The sequence below is a fragment of the Streptomyces sp. SS7 genome, from assembly GCF_037993025.1.
Taxonomy (GTDB): Bacteria; Actinomycetota; Actinomycetes; order Streptomycetales; family Streptomycetaceae; genus Streptomyces.
This window is the reverse complement of sequence record NZ_CP141223.1, coordinates 1,067,771-1,088,062: the sequence shown is the minus strand read 5'-3', so window position 1 is coordinate 1,088,062 and position 20,292 is coordinate 1,067,771. Positions and strand designations below refer to the sequence as shown.

Genomic DNA, 20,292 nt, shown 5'->3' with positions numbered 1-20,292 from the left:
TCCGCGCACCCGTCGCACGCGCAGACCGCCGTGAGGGCGGGCGGCACGGACGGCCGGTGGCCCGCACCGCCCCCGTGCCGGCCGAGACGCACCTCAGGCCCCAGCTGCTACGACTCGCCGTGCTGCCGCCGACCGCCGTCGCGCTCAGCGCCTGCGCGGTCGTGCTGTTCACCGTGCGCTCCACCGGCACCCGGCCCGGCCCCGTCCTGTGGACGGTGCTGGCCGGCGCGGTGGCCGTCACCGGCGTAGGCATCCTCGTCGCCGCCGTCGCCGCCGACCGTGCCGCCCGCTCGGTCGGCGACCGCGTCGCCGCCCTGCGCCGCAGCAGCGCGCGCGCCGAGGCCGACCTGTGCGCGCTCGTCGAGTCGCTGCGCCGCGGCGAGGTGCCGGAACGGCGCAGGTCGCGCGGCGCCCCGCCCGCGGACGCCGACGAATTCGAACTGCTCGCCGCCGACCTCGCCCGCGCGCACTCGGGCGCCGTCACGGCCGTCGTACAGGCCTCCCAGCTCTCCAGCCAGGCGGGCAGCGAACAGAAACTGGAGGTCTTCGTCAACCTCGCGCGGCGGCTTCAGTCCCTCGTGCACCGCGAGATCTCGATCCTCGACGAGCTGGAGAACGAGATCGAGGACCCGGAGCTGCTCAAGGGTCTCTTCCACGTCGACCACCTCGCCACCCGCATCCGCCGCCACGCCGAGAACCTCGCCGTCCTCGGCGGGGCCGTCTCCCGGCGGCAGTGGAGCAACCCCGTCTCCATGACCGAGGTGCTGCGCTCCGCCATCGCCGAGGTCGAGCAGTACTCCCGGGTCAAGCTCGTCCCGCCGATCGACGGCGAGCTGCGCGGGCACGCCGTCGCCGACGTCATCCATCTCCTCGCCGAACTCGTCGAGAACGCCACGGTGTTCTCCGCCCCGCACACCCAGGTGCTGCTGCGCGCCACCCTGTGCACCTCCGGGCTCGCCGTCGAGGTGGAGGACCGGGGCCTCGGCCTGCCCGTCGAGGAGCAGGACCGGATGAACGCGCTGCTCGCCGACCCCGACCAGGTCAACGTCGGCCGCCTGCTGGCCGACGGCCGCATCGGTCTGTACGTCGTCTCCCAGCTCGGTCGGCGGCACGGCATCCGGGTCCGGCTCCAGTCCAACATCTACGGCGGTGTCCAGGCCGTTCTCGTCGTCCCGCAGGCCCTGCTCGGGGGCGCCGCCGGAGCCCTCGTACCGGCCCGCGATCCCCTCGCCCCGGACCCCTTCGCCACCGCCGACCAGCGGCAGGCCCCGGCCACGGATGCCACGGCGGCGCGGCAACTGCCGCGCCAGGGCGGGGACACGGGACGCCGACCGGCGCAGCCGGGCGCCGGGCCCCGGCCGCCGGCGCCCCGGCCGCAGGGCACGACACCGCAGCGGCCGGCTCCGCCGCAGGGGGAGGACACGGGCGGCTGGGACCGCATCCAGGCGCCGGCCCGCCCGCGGAACGCTCACGACACGAGCCGCCCGCCGGCCCCGGGCGGTACGGGGCACCCTGCGGTGGCCGCGCCGCACCGGAATCCGTCCGGTGCGGAACGGCTTCCGGTTCCGCCTCGCCCGCAGGACGCGGGGGGCGGGGTGCGGCCTCCGGCGGCTTCGCAGCCGCAGAGCACGGGTGGCAGGGAGCGTCCTCCGGTGGCCGCGCCGCACCGGAATCCGTCCGGTACGGAGCGGCTTCCGCTTCCGCCTCGGCGGCCGCACGCCGCGGCTGGGCAGGAGCCCCGTGCGGAGGGGGCTGCGGTTCCGGAACGGCCGTCGACCGCCGGGGGCGCGGCGGGTCCTCCGGTGGCTTCGCCACAGCGGAACACCGGCGGTACCGAGCGGCTTCCGGGGTCGGCGCAGCCGCAGCGCACCGTCACCACCACGGCGGCGGCGCACCCGCTCGCCGCACCGCACTCCTCGCGGAACAACCCCGCCACGGAGGGTTCCCGCGGATCGGCCCGGCTCCGCGGCGGCACCGACCCGATCGCGCCGGCTGCCGGCGGATCCCCTCTCCTCCCCTCGTCCGAAGCCGCCTCCGAGCACCGTCGGGATTCCGGCTTCCCCGGAGGAACCGGGCCCTTGCCCGTGCGGGGGGAGCGGCACGACCGGCCCAATCCCGCCGACGCCGTGCCCGGCATCCGGCCGGCCGACCGGAGGGTCGTGGAGGAGAACGCGGGCGTCGCACCGGTCCCGCGCTCCGGTGACGTGCGCGGCGCCATGGGCAAGCCGCGACTGCCCCGGCGCCGTGCCCAGGAGCACATCGTGCCCCAGCTGCGCGGCGGCCCCGCGCCCCGCCCGGACGCCGAGCAGCCCGTGGTCGGGCACGACCCCGGGCTGATGGCCGCCTTCCAGCGCGGCATCGGCCTCGCCGAGGCGCAGCAGAGCCTGGAGGCGGAGGTGCCGCGGTCTGCCGTACCGCTCCCGGAGTGGGAGCCCCTGGAGCGCAGCGCCTACCCGGCCCCGGGCCCGTTCGACCGGCCCGGAACGCCGGAGTCACCCGTCGCCCTGCCCCACCGACCTGCTGCCGCGTCCCCCGAGTCCGCCCCCGACGGCTCCGCCGCCTCGTCCCGCGCGTCGGCCGCCCAGGTGCCCGAGTCTGGCGGGGACGGGTCCTCCGCCCCGTCGTCCGCGTCCGCCCCCGGCGCCCCCGCGACCGCCTGGGCCGGGCCCGCCGCCCCGCTGCCCGACTCCGCCTTGGACAGGTCCACCCCGTCGCCCGGGTCTGCGGCCAGGGCCGGCGCAACTGCGTGGGACAGCTCCGCCACCCTGCTCCGCGGGTCCGCCGCCCCGGTGCCCGGGTCCGCCCCGAACGGCTCCACCGCTACGTCCCATGGGTCCACAACCGGGGGCGCCCCCGCGACCGCCTGGGCCGGGCCCGCCGCCCCGCTGTCCGACTCGGCCGTGGGCAGGTCTTCCGCTCCGTCGTCCGCGTCCGCCACCGGTGCCCCCGCGACCGCCTGGGCCGGGCCCGCCGTCCCGCTGTCCGACTCGGCCGTGGGCAGGTCTTCCGCTCCGTCGTCCGCGTCCGCCTGGGACGGCTCCGCCGCCCCGGTTCGCCGACGCGCGGCGGCCCCCGAGTCCGCCCCCGAAGGTTCCACCGCCCCGTCCCCCCGGTCCGCCCCGGTCTCACCCCCCGGCGCCCCCTCCCGGATAGCCGCGGTGCCCTCCGCGCACGCCTCCGGGGCCCCTTGGGCGTACGGCGTGATGGACGAGGCGGCCGGGGCCGCGCAGGGCTCCGATCCCGGTTCCGACCACCCCACCCCCCGGCGCGACGGGAGCACACCCGCCGGATGAGCCCCACGCCCACCCCCGCCCCCCGCGCTCCCGCAGACCTTCGTAACCCAAGGAGTCGATCCACCATGGCGAGCGACGCGCCGACCGGCCAGGCAACCGATCTCGACTGGCTGATGAGCGGCCTCGTGCAGCGCGTACCGCACACCAGCAGCGCCGTACTGCTGTCCTGCGACGGACTGGTCAAGTCGGTCCACGGCCTCGACGCCGACAGCGCCGACCACATGGCCGCCCTGGCCTCCGGCCTGTACTCCCTCGGCCGCAGTGCGGGCCTCCGCTTCGGCGACGGCGGGGACGTACGCCAGGTCGTCGTCGAGCTCGACGCGACGCTGCTGTTCGTCACCACCGCCGGTTCCGGAACCTGTCTCGCCGTGCTCGCCGGGCGGGAGGCCGACGCCGCCGTCCTCGGCTACGAGATGGCGATGCTGGTGAAGAGCGTGCGGCCGTACCTGACGACCGCGCCCCGGCAGCACGCCGTCGATGCGTCGGTGACGGGAACTTGAGCGTGGCGGCGGCCGGCGACGGGCCCTGGCTCGACGACGCGGCCGGACGGCTGGTGCGCCCCTTCACGGTCAGCAACGGGCGCACCGAGCCCACCGTCACCCTCGACCTCATGTCGCAGGTGATGGCCACCGGAGCAAGACCCCTCGGCTATCTCGGCCCCGAGCACGCACAGGCCCTCGACCTGTGCCGGGCCCCCGTCCCGGTCGCCGAGGTCGCCGCCCATCTGAAACTGCCGGCGGCGGTCACCAAGGTCCTCCTGTCGGACCTCGTCGACTGCGGGGCCCTGACCACCAAGCCCCCCGAGTTCCACCACAACCCCACCGACCGGGCCCTACTGGAGGCAGTGCTCGATGGACTACGACGACAGCTCTGAGAGCGACGCGTACGACGCGCGGGAGACGTACGGGCGCTACGACGACGGCCGCGCCGACCCCTTTCCGACCGCCCTGAAGATCCTCGTCGCGGGCGGCTTCGGGGTCGGCAAGACCACCTTCGTGGGCGCCGTGAGCGAGATCGCCCCGCTCAGCACCGAGGAACTGCTCACCACGGCCGGCGCCGCGACCGACAACCTCGACGGCATCGAGAACAAGGTCGAGACGACCGTCGCCATGGACTTCGGCCGCATCAGCCTGGGCCCGCAGCATGTGCTGTACCTGTTCGGCACGCCCGGACAGGAGCGGTTCTGGTTCATGTGGGACGAGCTGTCCGAGGGAGCCCTCGGCGCGGTCGTCCTCGCCGACACCCGCCGCCTCGAGGAGTGCTTCGCGGCCGTCGACTTCTTCGAGGAGCGCGGCCTCGGTTTCATCGTCGCCGTCAACGAGTTCGACGGCGCACACCGCTACGACCCGGAGGAGGTGCGCGCCGCCATCGACCTGGACCCGGCCATCCCGATCGTGCGCTGCGACGCCCGGATCTCCGCCTCCGGGGTGCAGACCCTGCTCACCCTCGTCCGGCACCTCATCGCCCACGCACCGGGGGCACCCCAGCCGAGCCGCGGCGCCACCATGTGACCCCGCATCCCCTGTCATGGAGCCGCAGATGACGACCCACGCCCACCGCCCCGGCGCCCCGGGCCGCCCGCCCGGAGCACGCCCATGAGCTACGAGCCGTCCCGCCCGGCCGGTCGACTGCTGCTCACCCCGGAGGACCGGGACGCCCCCGCCCGCACCCAGAGGCTGCGCCGACTCGGCCTCGGGGAGTGGCCGGAGCCCGCCCTGGACACCTTCGCCGAGCACCTCGCCGAGCTGACCGGCGCGGCCTACGCCATGGTCAACTTCCTGCGGGCGGAGGGCCAGTTCTTCGCCGGGCTGCACACCCCGCCCGGGGGCGAGCCGGCCCGCGGCGGAAAGCCCGAGGTGGGCCGGCGCCTGCCGCGCGAGTACGGCTACTGCCCGCACGTCGCCGTCCGGCGCAAGGCGCTGGTCCTGGAGGACGTCGGCGACTACCCGCGCTTCGCGGGCAACCCGGTCGTCGACGAGTACGGCATCCGCTCCTACCTCGGCGCCCCGCTCATCGACACGACCGGCACGGTCCTCGGCACGGTGTGCGTCGCCGACCTCGCGCCCCGGCGCTGGGGCACGCCCGGCCTGGAGACCATCAAGGCGAGCGCCGCCGACCTCGTCGTACGGCTGGAGACGGGCACCGCACGGCCGTAGCACCGGTGCGCACGCCGGGTCCAAGATCAGGGCGTGAAGGAAAGCTGTTGCTCCGCTTAAGAAAAGCTCGATGGACCGGGGCCGGTGGCATGCGGCAGATTGCTGAGCGAATCCACCCCCCCTCCCCGGCAGCGGGGCGCCCCCGGCCCGCCCGTGCGCCCCCGGGGCCCTCACCACAGGAGCCGCAGCTTGAAGGCGCTGGTCAAGGAGAAGGCGGAGCCCGGGCTGTGGCTCCGGGACGTCCCGGAGCCGGAGGCCGGCCCCGGTGACGTACTGATCAAGGTGCAGCGGACCGGCATCTGCGGCACCGATCTGCACATCCGGGCCTGGGACGGCTGGGCGCAGCAGACCATCGGCACCCCGCTGGTCCTCGGCCACGAGTTCGTCGGCGAGGTCGTGGAGACCGGGCGGGACGTCACCGACATCGCCGTCGGCGACCGGGTGAGCGGCGAGGGACACCTGGTGTGCGGCAAGTGCCGCAACTGTCTCGCCGGGCGCCGCCATCTGTGCCGGGCCACCGTCGGCCTCGGCGTCGGCCGCGACGGGGCCTTCGCGGAGTACGTCGTGCTGCCCGCCTCCAACGTCTGGGTGCACCGCGTGCCCGTGGACCTCGACGTGGCCGCGATCTTCGACCCGTTCGGCAACGCCGTGCACACCGCGCTGTCCTTCCCGCTGGTCGGCGAGGACGTCCTCATCACCGGCGCCGGCCCGATCGGTCTGATGGCCGCCGCCGTCGCCCGGCACGCCGGAGCCCGCAACGTCATGGTCACCGACGTCAGCGAGGAGCGACTGGACCTGGCCCGCAAGATCGGCGCGAGCCTCGCCCTCGACGTCTCCCGCGCGTCCGTCGCCGACGGCCAGCGCGAGCTCGGGCTGCGCGAGGGCTTCGACGTCGGCCTGGAGATGTCCGGCCGGCCCGAGGCCCTGCGCGACATGATCGCCAACATGACCCACGGCGGCCGGATCGCCATGCTCGGGCTGCCCGCGGAGGAGTTCCCGGTCGACTGGGCCCGGATCGTCACCTCCATGATCACGATCAAGGGCATCTACGGCCGGGAGATGTTCGAGACCTGGTACGCGATGTCGGTCCTGCTGGAGGGCGGCCTCGACCTGGCCCCCGTGATCACCGGCCGGTACGGGTACCGCGACTTCGAGGCGGCGTTCGCCGACGCGGCGAGCGGCCGCGGCGGCAAGGTCATCCTCGACTGGACCGCGTAAACCCCTTTCGGCGAAGGCACCCAAGGAGCTTCCCCCATGTTCGACTCCGTGCGCGACGACCTGCGCACCACCCTCGACGAGATCCGCGCCGCCGGACTGCACAAGCCCGAGCGGGTGATCGGCACCCCGCAGTCGGCGACCGTCGCCGTCACCGCGGGCGGCCGTCCCGGTGAGGTCCTGAACTTCTGCGCCAACAACTACCTCGGTCTCGCCGACCACCCCGAGGTCGTCGCCGCCGCCCACGCGGCGCTGGACCGCTGGGGCTACGGCATGGCGTCCGTGCGCTTCATCTGCGGTACGCAGGAGGTCCACAAGGAGCTGGAGGCCCGGCTGTCGGCGTTCCTCGGGCAGGAGGACACGATCCTGTACTCCTCCTGCTTCGACGCCAACGGCGGCGTCTTCGAGACGCTGCTCGGCCCCGAGGACGCGGTGATCTCCGACGCCCTCAACCACGCCTCGATCATCGACGGCATCCGGCTGTCCAAAGCCCGCCGCTTCCGGTACGCCAACCGTGATCTGGAGGACCTGGAGCGCCAGTTGAAGGAGGCGTCGGGCGCGCGCCGCCGGCTCGTCGTCACCGACGGCGTCTTCTCCATGGACGGCTATGTGGCGCCGCTCGGCGAGATCTGCGACCTCGCCGAGCGTTACGACGCGATGGTCATGGTCGACGACTCGCACGCCGTCGGCTTCGTCGGCCCCGGCGGCCGCGGCACCCCCGAGCTGCACGGCGTCATGGACCGGGTCGACATCGTCACCGGCACCCTCGGCAAGGCCCTCGGCGGCGCCTCCGGCGGCTATGTCGCCGCCCGCGCGGAGATCGTCGCCCTGCTGCGCCAGCGCTCCCGCCCGTACCTGTTCTCCAACACCCTCGCCCCGGTGATCGCGGCCGCCTCCCTGAAGGTCCTCGACCTGCTGGAGTCCGCCGACGACCTGCGCGTGCGGCTGAGGGAGAACACCGCCCTGTTCCGCCGCCGGATGACCGAGGAGGGCTTCGACGTCCTCCCCGGCGACCACGCCATCGCCCCGGTGATGATCGGCGACGCCGCGAAGGCGGGCCGGATGGCCGAACTGCTGCTGGAGCGCGGGGTGTACGTGATCGGCTTCTCCTACCCGGTCGTCCCGCAGGGCCAGGCCCGGATCCGGGTCCAGCTGTCGGCCGCGCACTCCACCGAGGACGTCGACCGCGCGGTGGACGCCTTCGTCGCGGCGCGCGCGGAACTGGAGGGCTGAGGAGCCCCGACATATTGCGATAATCGGTCCCATGATCGAGGCGCGGCGGCTCCACATCCTCCGTGCGGTGGCCGACCACCGCACCGTGACGGCGGCTGCCGCCGCGCTGTACCTCACCCCCTCCGCCGTCTCCCAGCAGCTCGCCGCGCTGGAGCAGGAGACCGGCCACCGCCTGGTGGAGCGCGGCGCGAAGGGCGTACGGCTCACTCCGGCCGGCGAGATCCTGCTGACCCACACCCACGCGGTCCTCGCCCAGCTGGAGCGGGCCGAGGCGGAGCTGGCCGCCTACAGCTCGGGTGAGGCCGGCACGGTCACCGTCGCCGCCTTCGCGACCGGGATCGCCCTGGTCGTGGCACCCGCGGTGGCCCGGCTGGCCCGCAGCGCGCCCGGGATAAGAATCCGCGTCCAGGACGCCGAGGGGGACGCCAGCCTGCCGATGGTCCTGGATCGCCAGGTCGACGTCGCCGTGGCCGTCGAGTACCGGGGCGCCCCGGCCGCCGACGACCCCCGGCTCGTGCACGTCCCGCTGTACGCCGAGCCCTTCGACGCGGTCGTCCCGGTCACCCACCGCCTCGCCGACGCCGAGGAGGTCCCCCTCGCGGAGCTGGCCAAGGACGCCTGGATCGGCCCCTACCCCGGCAACCCCTGCCATGACGTGGTCGTCCTGGCCTGCGAGAACGCGGGGTTCCAGCCCCGGCTCGAACACTCCTCCGACGACTTCCGCGCGGTCGTCGCCCTCGCCTCGGCCGACGCGGGGGTGGCGCTCGTGCCGCGCTCGGCCCTGCGCGGCATGGACCTCACCGGGGTCGTCGTCCGCCCGATAGACGGCGCGGCCCCGACCCGCCGCGTCTTCGCCGCCGTACGGCGCGGCGCGGAGGAGCACCCGCTGATCCTGCCGGTGCTGGACGCGCTGCGGGAGGCGGCGCGGGTGTGAGCCGTCCGTAACGCGCCCGTCTCATATCCGGGATAACTTCCCGGATATGAGACACACCGAGGAGGCGGCCCCGGACGCCGTCGATGCCCGGCTGGGCGCCCGCCTGGCCGCCCTGCGCGCCGAACACGGCTGGTCCCTGGGGGACGTGGCGCAACGCAGCGGGATCAGCCGCTCCACCCTCTCCCGCGCCGAACGGGCCGAGATCAGCCCGACCGCCTCGCTCCTCAACCGTCTGTGCGCGGTGTACGGGCGGACGATGTCCCAGCTGCTCAGCGAGGTCGAGACGGAGCCCGCGCTCCTGGTGCGGGCCGCCGACCAGCAGGTGTGGCACGACCGCGGCGCCGGCTTCGTCCGCCGGTCCGTGTCCCCGCCGCACCGCGGACTGCGCGGCGAACTCGTCGAGGGACGGCTCGCGCCGGGCGCCGACCTCGCCTACGACCGCCCGCCCGTACCGGGCCTCGAACAGCACGTCTGGGTCCTGGAAGGCGCCCTGGCCCTGACCGTCCAGGACGACGAGCACCACCTCGACACCGGAGACTGCCTGCGCCTGCGGGTGTGGGGGCCGACCCGGTTCCGCTGCGCCGGCGACACCGAGGTCCGCTATGCGCTGGCGGTGGTGCTGCCGTGACGGCGACCGTGCGGCTCCTTGCCGGCGCCGATCTCTTCCGCGCGGCGGAGGAGCTGGCCGCCCTGCTCGTCGACACCGTGGCGGACGGCGCGTCGATCGGCTTCCTGGCACCGCTGGACACCGCCCAGGCACTCGCCTGGTGGCGGGAGCGGGCCGAGGGCGCCGACGCCGGCCGCCTCGCGGTCTGGGCGGCGTACGACGCGGACCGGGTGATCGGCACGGTCAGCCTCGCCTTTCCCGACAAACCCAACAGCCGCCACCGCGCCGAACTCGTCAAGCTCATGGTCCACCGCGACGCCCGCGGCAGGGGCCTCGGCCGCACCCTCCTCGCCACCGCCGAGCGGGCCGCCCGCGCCGCCGGTGTCACGCTGCTCCACCTGGACACCGAGACCGACAGCCCCGCCGAGCATCTCTACGGCACCGCCGGCTGGACCAGGGCGGGCGTGATCCCCGACTACGCGGCGGACCCGGCCGGAGTCCTGCGCCCCACCACCCTCTACTACAAACGTCTCACCAGCGGCTGACTGTCAGTGGCAGCGGTTACGGTGCGGAGCATGCCCGACGCCGAAGACGTACGCCGTATCGCCCTCGCCCTGCCGGACACCACGGAGAAGGTCGCCTGGAACATGCCCACGTTCCGGGTGGCGGGGAAGATGTTCGCCACGCTGCCCGAGGACGAGACGTCCCTCGCCGTGCGCTGCCCCAAGGAGGAGCGCGACGAGCTGGCCCTCGCCGAGCCCGAGAAGTTCTGGATCGCGGCCCACGAGGCCCAGTTCGCCTGGGTGCGGGCCCGGCTCGCCGCCGTCGAGGACGAGGACGAGCTGCGCGACATCCTCGCCGACTCCTGGCGCCAGGCCGCCCCGCCCCGCCTCCTCGACGCCTACCCCGACCTGGGCCTGCCCCGCGCCTGACCCGCCCCGTACGGAAACGGGTGCGCGACCACCGACCCGAGTGCGGTATTGTTTCCCTGCACGTCCGCCCAGGGGAAACCCCAGGTCAGACGGGCAACGGGACGTGGCGCAGCTTGGTAGCGCACTTGACTGGGGGTCAAGGGGTCGCAGGTTCAAATCCTGTCGTCCCGACAGAGCGAAGGGTCTTCGCGGGTGAGAGCCCGCGGGGCCCTTTTTCGCGTTGCGCCCGCCCGCCGCGCGCCTGTGAGCAGCCCGGGGGGAGCTGTGGATTCGCCCAACCCCGGTCATCACGCGTGGGCGCGCTGTCAGGATCAGGCCCCATGAATCCCGGGGTGAGGCCACGCGAGAAGAAGACCGGCAGGCACGAGAGCCACCGCGACCACGTCAAGTCCGCGCGGCACGGCACCCGCCGCCGCGGCCACCGGGACGACCTCGCCGACGAGCGAACCACCGCTCTCGCCCTGGCCGCCCGGCAGGGGGACGCCGGGGCGGTGGAGCAGTTCGTGCAGGCGCTGTACCGGGACGTGCTGCGCTACGTCGCCCATCTGTGCGCCGACCCGCAGGCGGTGGACGACCTGGCGCAGGACACCTTCCTGCGGGCGCTGGGCAGTCTGCACCGGTTCGAGGGGCGGTGCTCGGCGCGGGTCTGGCTGCTGTCGATAGCCCGCCGGGCCGTGATGGACGGCTACCGCTGCGCCGCGACCCGCCCCCGCCTCGCGGACCTGCCGGACTGGCGGTCCGCCGTGGAGCTGGCCCAGCCGCGCGGGCTGCCCGGCTTCGACGACGGGATCGTCCTGCGCGCCCTGCTGGAGGCGCTGCCCGCCGACCGGCGGGAGGCCTTCGTGCTGACGCAGATGCTGGGGCTGCCCTACGAGGAGGCGGCCCGGGTGAGCGGGTGTCCGGTGGGCACGGTCCGCTCCCGGGTGGCCCGCGCCCGCGCCGCCCTCGCCGCAGAGGTCACCCGGTGAGGCGTCAGCGCAGCCGGCCCAGCTGCCGCAGCTCCTCCACCTTCAGCAGGCGGGACAGGGTCACATAGACCGCGCCGAGGGTGACGGTCCCCGCCGTGAGCGCCAGCGCGGTGGGGAGCGTGCCGCCGCCCAGCCACGCGCCGCACGCCCGGTCCGCCGCCCAGCCGCAGGCCGCCGCCAGGGCCGAGGCGCACATCAGCCGGGTGTACGTCCGGCGCAGCGCCCCGTCGTCGAGCCGGCCGCCGACCCGCCGGCGCACCAGCCGTGCGGTCAGGGCGAGTCCGGCCAGGTAGGACACGGTGTAGGCGCCGGCCATGCCGGTCACCGCCCAGCGGACCGGCAGCAGCAGATGGCAGGCGGTGGCCAGCGCGATGTTCACCGCCGCGATCCACACCGCCATGAGGAACGGCGTCCGGGTGTCCCCGAAGGCGTGGAAACCGCGCAGCAGCAGATACTGCGCCGAGAACGGGATCAGACCCAGGGCGAACGCCTGGAGCATCTGCCCGAGCGGCTGCGCGGATGCCGCGTCGGCCGCCCCGTGCGCGAACAGCAGCGTCGCGATCCCCGGACCGAGCGCCAGGAACAGGAACGCGGCGGGCACGACGACGACCCCGCTCACCCGCAGCCCCCGGGACAGATCGGCGCGCAGGTCCGCGATCCGGCCCTCGGCCACCGCCCGGCTCATCCGCGGCAGCAGCGCGGTCACCAGCGACACCGTGACCACCGACTGCGGCAGCATCCAGACGGTCTGCGCGTAGGTGTACGCCGTGTAGCCCGCGCCGGCGTCCGGCAGGGCCTGGTCGGCCTCGTTCGCGTAGTTGGTGACGACCGTGAGGGCGACGAGGTTCGTCAGGACGAACAGCAGGGTCCACTTGGCGGCGTGCACGCCCGAACCGAGACCCGAGCCGCGCCAGTCGAAGCGCGGCCGGAACCGGAACCCGGCCGCCCGTGCGAACGGCACCAGCGCCAGCGCCTGTACGGCGATCCCGGCCGTGGTCCCGATGCCGAGGAGGCGCACCTGCGCCTCGGTGATGTCCTGCACCCGGGTGGGCACGGTCAGCAGGCCGAGGTAGGCGCCGAACATCCCCAGCAGCACGATGTTGTTGAGGACCGGTGTCCACATCATCGCGCCGAACTTCTCGCGGGCGTTGAGGACTTGGCCGTACATGTTGAACAGCCCGTAGAAGAAGATCTGCGGGAGCAGGAACCGGGCGAAGACGACGGTGAGTTCGTACGCCGCGTGCCGGTCCGGGGTGTCGCGCAGGTAGACGCTGACGATCTGCGGCGCCGCCCACACCGCCAGCGCGGTCCCGACGGCCAGCACCGACAGCACCAGCGTCACCAGCCGCTGCTCGTACGCCCGGCCGCCGTCGGCGTGCGCGGACCGGGCCCGCACCAGCTGCGGCACCAGCACCGAGTTCAGCGCGCCGCCGATCAGCAGGGTGTACAGGCTGGTGGGCACGGTGTTCGCCGTGTTGTACGTGGTCGCCAGCAGACCGGTGCCGAGCGCGGCGCCCTGGAGCACCTGCCGGATCAGCCCGGTCGCCCGGGACACCACGGTGCCCAGCGCCATCAGCGCCGACGACCTCGCCGCCCCGCCGGAACGTCCTGCGACCCGCTCCTGTGTCGTAGCCCCCATCGGGTCAAGCTACGACATCAAGATCCGGGCGACCAACTCGACTCGTCCCGGGGCCAGTTGTCCGCGGACCGGGCGGCGGGGCCACGGCGCTTCAGGACGCCGAGAGACCCACGTGGGCCAGCGCCTGCCGCAGCAGGAACCCGTGACCGCCCGGCATCTCGCTCTGCACCGCCGGGGAGGCCGCCTCCTGCGGGTCGAACCAGACCAGGTCCAGGGCGTCCTGGCGGGGCTGGCAGTCACCGGTCACCGGCACGATGTAGGCCAGCGACACCGCGTGCTGACGGGGGTCGTGGTACGGGGTGAGGCCCTGCGTCGGGAAGTACTCCGCGACCGTGAACGGCTGGAGGGAGGCCGGCAGCCGGGGCAGCGCCACCGGTCCGAGATCCTTCTCCAGGTGCCGCAACAGGGCGTCGCGGACCCGCTCGTGGTGCAGGACCCGGCCGGAGACCAGGGTCCGGCTGACGTTTCCGTCGGGTCCGATGCGCAGCAGCAGTCCGATGCTGACGACTTCGCCGCTGTCGTCGACGCGCACGGGCACGGCCTCGACGTACAGGATCGGCATGCGGGCGCGGGCCATCTCGAGCTCGTCTGCGCTCAGCCAGCCGGGCGTGGTCTCGGTCAAGTCTGACATTGCTTGATCATACTTTCAGTGTCCGTCGGGAAGCCGGTAGACCCGGCGGGCGTTGTCCGCTCCGGCCCAGCGCGCCAGGCGCAGCGCGTCGGGCAGGCTCAGTTCGTCGGCGTCCACCCGGTCCTGGAGGAGGTCTCCGAGACCGCGGCGGAACGCCAGCGCTCCAAGGGCGTAGAACTCCGACACACCGTAGGCGTCGGAGCTGTACAGCAGTTTGCGGAACGGTGTGATCTCCAACGCTTCCTCCAGCACCGTCCGCGCCCGCACCGGGCCGACGTGGTGCAGGGTCAGCCCCACGTCGAGATACACCTGCTCGAACACGGCCGCCAGGTAGGCGGCCTGCCGCTGGTAGGGCCAGCAGTGCAGGAGCAGCACGGGGATCGTTCCCGCGATCAGGTGCAGCCAGTCCGTCAGATGTGCGGGATCCGCCCGGTGCAGCCGGATGTCGTGGTCGCCGAAGCCCGTGTGCAGCTGCAGCGGCAGGCCGAGGTCGACGGCGGTCCACAGCAGGTGCCGTACCAGGACCGGTGCGTCGAGCCGGCCGCCGCGCGCCAGCCACCGCCGGGCCGCCCGGGTGACCTCGGCGTCCGCGGGGCGGGCCGGGTCCAGGTCGAAGCCGGTGCGGTAGGCGGCCACCGACTTCACCCCGACCACGCCCGGCGGCCGCACCGCCTCCAGCGCGGCCGCCCGGAACGCGTCGGCGTACCCGCCGGCGTCGACGCCCCGCGCGGCCACGGACTCCGCGAGCGACTCCAGCCGTACGACCTCCAGCGCGGCGCCGCCGCCCGCCCGGCCCAGTGCGGCGGGCGGGGTGAGCGGGAGCGGGGCGAAACCGGTGTCGACGCAGAACACCCCGGTGCGGGCCGCCGTCAGGAAGCGCCGGTTCACCTCCTCGGGGCCGAGCGCGGCACGCCGGGCCAGATAGGCGTCGGCGGGGGCGTGCCGGTCGAGGCCGAGCAGGGGTGCGCAGTGGCGGCGCACGGCGATCCCGGCGGGGGTGTCGAAGGAGGAGACGCCGGGCCAGGACTCGCCCTCGGTGAGCAGCGACTCGAAGCCCGCCCGGTCCAGGGGGCCGGTGGTCACCCCGTGGCAGTGGTGGTCCACCAGTTCCAGCGCGGCCAGCTCCTCGTGGACCGGTCCGGCGCCCACCTCAGTACACCCACCGGTAGGCGGCGGCCACCTGAGCGTCGTCCAGCCCGTAGGTCGCGTCGATCTCGCCCTGCCGTACGGCGGTCACCGCGTCGGCGAGGACCGGCCCCAGCGCGGCCCGCAGCACCTCGTCCTCCCGGAACTCCGCGACCGCCTGCGCGAGCGAGGTGGGCAGCCGTCGGACGCCCTTGGCGGCGGCCTCCTCGGCGGTGAGGCGGGCCGGGTCGCCGGTGATCTCCTCGGGGAGCTCGGCCCGCGCGGCGAGCCCGTCCAGTCCGGCGGCGATGAGACAGCCGAGCAGCAGATAGGGGTTGGCGGCCAGGTCGACGGGTTTGACCTCCAGGTTCGCCTGCTCCGCCCGCCGCCCCGCGGTGCCCCGTACGACCCGCAGCGCCGCCTCGCGGGTCTCCAGGCCCCAGGCGGTGAACACCCCCGCCCACTGGGAGGGTTTGAGCCGCAGATAGCTGGCCGGGCTGGGCGCGGTCACCGCCGTCAGGGCGGGCAGCCGGGCGAGGACGCCCGCGGCGAAGGACTCGGCCTCGGCCGTCAGTGCGTGCCGCCCCTCGCCGCCGGAGTGCAGGTTGCGGCCGTCGCGCCAGGCGGACAGATGGACGTGCCCGCCGTTGCCGACGCCCTCCGCGGCGACGGCGGGGGAGAAGGAGACCCGCAGCCCGTGCCGGCGGGCCACCGCGCGGATCGTCTGCCGGACGAGGACGCTGCGGTCGGCCGCCGCCACCGGGTCCAGCGCGCCCACCGAGATCTCGAACTGGCCCGGCGCGTACTCCGGGTGGATCTGGTCGACGGTCACGCCCTGTGCCTCGCACGCCGTCAGCAGATCGGCGGTGTAGTCGCCCAGTTCGACCATGCGGGTCGCGCCGTACGCCGGTCCCGTGGTCGCCGGGACGAACTCCCCGGCGGGCGCGGAGTCCAGTCCCACGGCCCACTCGATCTCGACGGCGGCCCGGAAGCGCAGTCCGTGGTCGCGGGCGGCGTCGGCGACGATCCGGCGCAGGAACGTGCGCGAGCAGCCCGGATGCCGCTCGCCGTCCTGGGTGAGGCGGTCGACCGGCGCCCACGCCCACCCCGGCTGCGCGGCCAGCGCCACCAGCCGGTCCAGGTCCGGGAACAGCCTGAGATCGCCGTCGGGGGAGCCGAGGACGTCCGTGGTGACGATGTGGTCGTTCGCCAGGAAGGTGTCGAACACCGGCGACATCCCGACGCCCCATGCCACGGCCGACGCCAGCCCCGTCGCCGGGACCGCCTTCACCCGGCCGACGCCCGCGGTGTCGACGTACGACAGGACGATCCCGTGCACGCCCGCGCCGGACAGCTCCCCGCTCAGCGCCGAGGCCCGCTCCACGTCTGAGGGACGCCCGCCGGGGACGGGGTCGGCAAGGGTGGTCATACGTCCTCCGCGGGCTCGTCCGTCGGGCGGTACCGGCACGGGGGGAGTGCCGTGTGCTCAGGGTTTCACGGCCACCGCGCCGTACTGCGGCACCGCCGTCGCCGCCGCGTCGTCGGCACGCCAGCGCGCACAGGACACCAGGCCCGGCTCCAGCAGTTCCAGGCCGTCGAAGAACGCGGTGATCTCCGCTCCGGAGCGGGCGGTGATCGGCGGGGTGGCGTTCTCGTTCCAGAACTTCATCGCGGGGATCTGGCCCTCGCCGCCCACCTCCGCGTCGTGCGTGGGGTGGGTGAGCACCAGGTAGCTGCCGGCCGGGACCTGCGCCATGACCTTGCGGACGATGTCCCGGGCCGCCTCGTAGTCCAGCACGAAGTTCAGGATGCCCAGCATCATCACCGCGACCGGCCGGTCGAAGTCGAGCGTGCCGGAGGCCCGTTCGAGGATCGCCGTCGGGTCGTGGACGTCGGCGTCGATGTAGTCGGTGGCGCCCTCGGAGGTGCCCGTCAGCAGGGTGCGGGCGTGCGCCAGCACGATCGGGTCGTTGTCGACGTACACGATCTTCGAGTCCGGTGCGATCCGCTGCGCTATCTCGTGCGTGTTGTCGGCCGTCGGCAGCCCCGTGCCGACGTCCAGGAACTGCCGCACCCCGCGCTCCTCGGCGAGGAAGCGCACCGCCCGGCCCAGGAACCAGCGGTCCGCGCGGGCGATGTCCCGGATCAGCGGGAACATGCCCGCCACGTGCTCGCCGACCCGCTGGTCGACCTCGTAGTTGTCCTTGCCGCCGATCCAGTAGTTCCACACCCGCGCGTTGTGCGCCACGCTGGTGTCCAGCCGTGCACCGCCCACGTCACCGCTCCTTCGTACGACCGACCGTCCGGCTGTCCATTGTGCCGCCCATGATCATCGCTGTCCCGGGATTCGCGGGGTCCCCCGGTAGGGTGACAATCCGGTCACCCCCGTCGCGGCGCGCGCGCCCGCAGCACAGGAAGCAGGACATGCCCTACTCGCACGCCCCCCGGCCGCCCGCCCCCGAGCTCCCGGCCGGTCCCCTCGACATCCGGCTCGTCGTCACCGACATGGACGGCACGCTGCTCGACGACGACAAGCGCGTCCCGGACGGGCTGTGGGACACGCTGGCGCGGCTGCGGGAGCGCGGGGTGCTGTTCAGCCCGGCGAGCGGACGCCAGTACGCCACCCTGGCGGCGGAGTTCGCCGAGGTCGCCGACGGGATGGTGTTCATAGCCGAGAACGGCACCTATGTGGTGCGCGACGGGCGGGAACTCAGCTCCGATCCGCTGGAGCCGGCCGTGACCGCGCGGATCGTGCACACCGCGCGGGGCCTCGCGGCCGACGGGGTCGACCTGGGCGCCGTCGTCTGCGGGAAGCGGTCGGCGTACGTCGAGCGGGCCGACGAGGCCTTCCTGGCGGAGGTGCGCCGGTACTACCTGCGCTGCGAGCCGGTCGAGGACCTCACCGCCGTCGACGACGACGTCATCAAGGTCGCCCTGTTCGACTTCGGCGCCGCCGAGGAGACCACCGCCCCCGGGCTCGCCCCCCTCGCGGACACCCACCAGGTCGTCGTCTCCGGCGAGCACTGGGTGGACGTCATGAACCGCACCGCGAACAAGGGAGCCGCCCTGCGCAGCCTCCAGCGCGAGCTGGGCATCACCCCCGCGCAGACCATGGTGTTCGGCGACTACCTCAACGACCTGGAGATGCTGGACGCCGCCGACTGGTCCTTCGCCATGGCCAACGCCCATCCACGGGTCGTCGAGCGCGCCCGCCACCTCGCGCCCTCCAACAACGACAACGGGGTCCTGCGCACCATCACCCGCCTCCTGGACCTCTGAACCGCGGTCCGGCTCAGGAGCGCGGCCCGGCGTGGCCGTGCTGCCGGGCCCAGGCCGCGATCTCCACGCGGTTCAGGGCGCCCAGTTTCGGCTGGACGCCGGAGAGATGCGTCTTCACCGTCGACAGCGAGACGTACAGCCCGGCGGCGATCTCCGCGTTCGTCCGGCCCAGGGAGCCAGGCGGACGACGTCCAGCTCACGGTCGGTGAGCGGCTCGGCGGCGGCCGGGCGCGGGGCGGCCTTCCGGCGCGGGACGCCCTCCAGCATCAGCGGCAGCGCCACGTTCTCCTCCGCCGGCAGTTCGGGCAGCGACTGGCCGAACTGGAACACGAACCCGAAGCGGGAGCGGCGCAGCGCGCTGAGCCGGTTCTCCCGAGCGTGTCGATGCGCTCCCAGCCGGCGGCCGGGGCGCCCGCCGCCTCCCGCCGCCTGCCCCGCAGCAGCACCTGACCGCCGTCGGGGCGGACGATCCCGGCGTCGGCGGCCAGGACCGTGCTCATCGCGTGAACTTCCAGGTGACGCAGTGGGCGGACGCCTTCAGCACGGTGACGGGGATGTCGACCGCCCGCCCGCCGCTCTTCCTGCCGACGCAGGTGAGGGTGGCGCCGGCCACCGCCTGCAGACCGCGCGGACAGGTCACCGCGACGTCCGCCGACCCACGGCAGCGGGTGGTAGAGGCCTTCGGCGCGGCCGGCGACGATGTTCGCGGCCAGCGCCCTGTGACCGTCGACGAGGACGGTGGTGCGGGAGTCGAGTCCGGTCCTCGACTCGGTACCGGAGAGCAGACGGGTGCCGAGGCCGCCGACGGCCACCACGGCCGCGGCGCCTCCGATCGCGCCCACGGCGAACGTGCTGGACAGCATCGCGTACTCCTGGGGAGGGGGAGGGGGAGGGGGAGGAGCGGCTCCGGCCTCGCCGTCCGGGGCCGCCCCGCGCCTCGGCCGAACGGCCGGGATCGGGTGGGCCGGTTCCTCGACCGTTCGGCCGACCACCGCTTACCCTCCCGCTATGACCGATCCGGCCGTCGTCGCCCGGCTCACCCGGGACATCACCTCGGGTCTGCGCCAGGGGGACCTGGAGGACTTCTACCGGGACCTGCACCGCCACCCCGAACTCGCCTTCGCGGAGCACCGCACCGCGGCGCGGCTCGCCGGCCGGCTGCGGGCCGCCGGGTACGAGGTGACCGAGGGCGTCGCCCGCACCGGTGTGGTCGGGGTGCTCGCCCACGGGGAGGGGCCGGTGGTGTGGCTGCGCGGCGACATGGACGCGCTGCCGGTGCGGGAGGCGACCGGGCTGCCGTACGCCTCGGTCGTCGACGGGGTGATGCACGCCTGCGGCCACGACCTCCACATCACCTGGCTGGCCGCGGCGGCCGAGGCCCTCGCCGCCGCCCGCGACCTCTGGTCCGGCACCCTCGTCGTGGTCGGGCAGCCGGCCGAGGAGGCGGAGGGCGGGGCGGCCGCGATGGTCGCGGACGGCGTCCACGAGCGGTTCCCGCGCCCCGACGTGCTGTTCGGGCAGCACGCGGCGCCCGGGCTCGCGGGCTTCTACCCGCACACCCCCGGGCCGACCCTGGCGGCCTCGGACGACGTCGACGTCGTCGTGCACGGGGTCGGCGGCCACGGCTCACGGCCCGAGTCGACCGTCGACCCGGTGGTCACGGCCGCGTATGTGGTCACCCGGCTGCAGACGGTCGTCTCCCGGGAGGTCGCGGCGGGCGAGTCGGCGGTGGTGACGGTGGGCTCCTTCCACGCCGGGACGCAACCCAACATCATCCCGGCCGAGGCACGGCTCTCGCTGAACGTACGGACCCGTGACCACCGGGTGCGCGAGCGCGTCCTCACCGCGGTCCGCCGGATCGTCGAGGCGGAGTGCGCGGCCGCGGGCTGCCCGGTGCCGCCCGAGGTCACGGTCCTGCCCGGCTGCCCGACCACCGTCAACGACCCCGTCCTGGACGGCGAGATCGCCGCCGTGCACCGGCGACTCTTCGGCGAGCACACGGTGTTCGACTTCGGCGGGACGATGGGCAGCGAGGACTTCTCGCTCCTCGCGCCGCAGGGCGTGCCGTACGACTACTGGTACGTCACCTCCACCCCGGCCGCCGTCTGGGAGGCTGCGCCGGGTGAGGAGTTGACGGAGAAGTTCGCCAACGTGCCGGGAAACCACAGCCCGTTGTTCGCGCCGGATACCGCGGTGCTGGTGCCGGGGGTGCGCACGCTGGTGTCGGCGGCGCTGTCCCGGCTGGCGACGGCCGGGGGATGACCGGCTGACCGCGGGCCC

General features: G+C 74.3%; 19 protein-coding genes, 1 tRNA gene and 2 pseudogenes. 15 read left to right on the top strand and 7 right to left on the bottom strand.

Annotated elements, in window-relative coordinates:
• Positions 1-56 precede the first annotated feature (56 nt).
• The 13 genes and pseudogenes from U5640_RS04895 to U5640_RS04835 form a co-directional block, all read left to right on the top strand.
• Positions 57-2,252 (top strand): annotated as a pseudogene (locus tag U5640_RS04895) (ATP-binding protein); the annotation flags it as partial.
• A gap of 1,106 nt (positions 2,253-3,358) precedes the next feature.
• On the top strand, positions 3,359-3,793 hold the full coding sequence (locus tag U5640_RS04890; RefSeq protein ID WP_340374563.1) for a roadblock/LC7 domain-containing protein: 435 nt from the start codon (positions 3,359-3,361) through the stop codon (positions 3,791-3,793).
• Between the two features lie 2 nt (positions 3,794-3,795).
• The gene (locus tag U5640_RS04885; RefSeq protein WP_340374562.1) at positions 3,796-4,167 is read left to right on the top strand and encodes a DUF742 domain-containing protein; all 372 of its coding nucleotides are present in this window, start codon (positions 3,796-3,798) and stop codon (positions 4,165-4,167) included.
• Positions 4,145-4,804 (top strand): ATP/GTP-binding protein, encoded by a 660-nt coding sequence (locus U5640_RS04880; protein WP_340374561.1) that lies wholly within the window; start codon positions 4,145-4,147, stop codon positions 4,802-4,804. Before U5640_RS04885 ends, U5640_RS04880 begins: the two co-directional genes overlap by 23 nt.
• Positions 4,805-4,888: 84 nt before the next feature.
• Positions 4,889-5,449 carry a GAF domain-containing protein gene (locus tag U5640_RS04875; protein ID WP_340374560.1) on the top strand — a complete coding sequence of 187 codons (561 nt, stop codon included), beginning with the start codon at positions 4,889-4,891 and terminating at the stop codon, positions 5,447-5,449.
• A 189-nt stretch (positions 5,450-5,638) separates the two neighbouring features.
• Complete coding sequence (gene tdh, locus U5640_RS04870; RefSeq protein ID WP_340374559.1) at positions 5,639-6,667, top strand: L-threonine 3-dehydrogenase; 1,029 nt, start codon at positions 5,639-5,641, stop codon at positions 6,665-6,667.
• Positions 6,668-6,703: 36 nt separating this feature from the next.
• Complete coding sequence (locus U5640_RS04865) at positions 6,704-7,897, top strand: glycine C-acetyltransferase (protein ID WP_340374558.1); 1,194 nt, start codon at positions 6,704-6,706, stop codon at positions 7,895-7,897.
• A gap of 31 nt (positions 7,898-7,928) precedes the next feature.
• Positions 7,929-8,831 (top strand): LysR family transcriptional regulator, encoded by a 903-nt coding sequence (locus U5640_RS04860; RefSeq protein WP_340374557.1) that lies wholly within the window; start codon positions 7,929-7,931, stop codon positions 8,829-8,831.
• Between the two features lie 46 nt (positions 8,832-8,877).
• Positions 8,878-9,459, top strand: a complete 582-nt coding sequence (locus U5640_RS04855) for a helix-turn-helix domain-containing protein (RefSeq protein WP_340374556.1) — start codon at positions 8,878-8,880, stop codon at positions 9,457-9,459.
• Positions 9,456-9,983 carry a GNAT family N-acetyltransferase gene (locus U5640_RS04850; RefSeq protein ID WP_340374555.1) on the top strand — a complete coding sequence of 176 codons (528 nt, stop codon included), beginning with the start codon at positions 9,456-9,458 and terminating at the stop codon, positions 9,981-9,983. Before U5640_RS04855 ends, U5640_RS04850 begins: the two co-directional genes overlap by 4 nt.
• A 30-nt stretch (positions 9,984-10,013) precedes the next feature.
• Positions 10,014-10,370, top strand: a complete 357-nt coding sequence (locus tag U5640_RS04845; RefSeq protein ID WP_340374554.1) for an MmcQ/YjbR family DNA-binding protein — start codon at positions 10,014-10,016, stop codon at positions 10,368-10,370.
• A gap of 97 nt (positions 10,371-10,467) precedes the next feature.
• Positions 10,468-10,541, top strand: a tRNA-Pro gene (locus U5640_RS04840).
• 149 nt (positions 10,542-10,690) lie between these two features.
• A complete protein-coding gene (locus U5640_RS04835) occupies positions 10,691-11,338 on the top strand; it encodes a sigma-70 family RNA polymerase sigma factor (protein ID WP_340374553.1) in 648 nt (215 codons plus the stop codon).
• Positions 11,339-11,342: 4 nt separating this feature from the next.
• Here U5640_RS04835 and murJ read toward each other — a convergent pair whose 3' ends face one another.
• The 5 genes from murJ to U5640_RS04810 all read right to left on the bottom strand — a co-directional run bounded on the left by murJ (position 11,343) and on the right by U5640_RS04810 (position 17,008).
• Entirely contained in the window at positions 11,343-12,977 is a 1,635-nt protein-coding gene (murJ, locus tag U5640_RS04830) for a murein biosynthesis integral membrane protein MurJ (protein WP_340374552.1), read from the bottom strand.
• A gap of 91 nt (positions 12,978-13,068) precedes the next feature.
• Positions 13,069-13,608: an NUDIX hydrolase family protein gene (locus U5640_RS04825; RefSeq protein ID WP_107122106.1), complete on the bottom strand. Its 540-nt coding sequence runs from the start codon at positions 13,606-13,608 to the stop codon at positions 13,069-13,071.
• 15 nt (positions 13,609-13,623) lie between these two features.
• Positions 13,624-14,757 (bottom strand): amidohydrolase family protein, encoded by a 1,134-nt coding sequence (locus tag U5640_RS04820; protein WP_340374551.1) that lies wholly within the window; start codon positions 14,755-14,757, stop codon positions 13,624-13,626.
• Between the two features lies 1 nt (position 14,758).
• Positions 14,759-16,162, bottom strand: a complete 1,404-nt coding sequence (locus U5640_RS04815) for a glutamine synthetase family protein (RefSeq protein ID WP_340374550.1) — start codon at positions 16,160-16,162, stop codon at positions 14,759-14,761.
• Positions 16,163-16,219: 57 nt separating this feature from the next.
• Positions 16,220-17,008, bottom strand: a complete 789-nt coding sequence (locus U5640_RS04810) for an SAM-dependent methyltransferase (RefSeq protein ID WP_340374549.1) — start codon at positions 17,006-17,008, stop codon at positions 16,220-16,222.
• 149 nt (positions 17,009-17,157) lie between these two features.
• Here U5640_RS04810 and U5640_RS04805 point away from each other — a divergent pair, with 149 nt between their 5' ends.
• Positions 17,158-18,012: a Cof-type HAD-IIB family hydrolase gene (locus tag U5640_RS04805; protein WP_340374548.1), complete on the top strand. Its 855-nt coding sequence runs from the start codon at positions 17,158-17,160 to the stop codon at positions 18,010-18,012.
• A 13-nt stretch (positions 18,013-18,025) separates the two neighbouring features.
• Here the strand turns inward: U5640_RS04805 and U5640_RS04800 are convergent.
• A pseudogene (locus U5640_RS04800) lies at positions 18,026-18,279 on the bottom strand (LuxR C-terminal-related transcriptional regulator); the annotation flags it as partial.
• Between the two features lie 229 nt (positions 18,280-18,508).
• Positions 18,509-18,652 (bottom strand): hypothetical protein, encoded by a 144-nt coding sequence (locus tag U5640_RS04795; RefSeq protein WP_340374547.1) that lies wholly within the window; start codon positions 18,650-18,652, stop codon positions 18,509-18,511.
• A gap of 368 nt (positions 18,653-19,020) precedes the next feature.
• Between U5640_RS04795 and U5640_RS04790 the strand changes: the two genes are divergently transcribed.
• Complete coding sequence (locus U5640_RS04790; RefSeq protein WP_340374546.1) at positions 19,021-20,274, top strand: amidohydrolase; 1,254 nt, start codon at positions 19,021-19,023, stop codon at positions 20,272-20,274.
• Positions 20,275-20,292 lie beyond the last annotated feature (18 nt).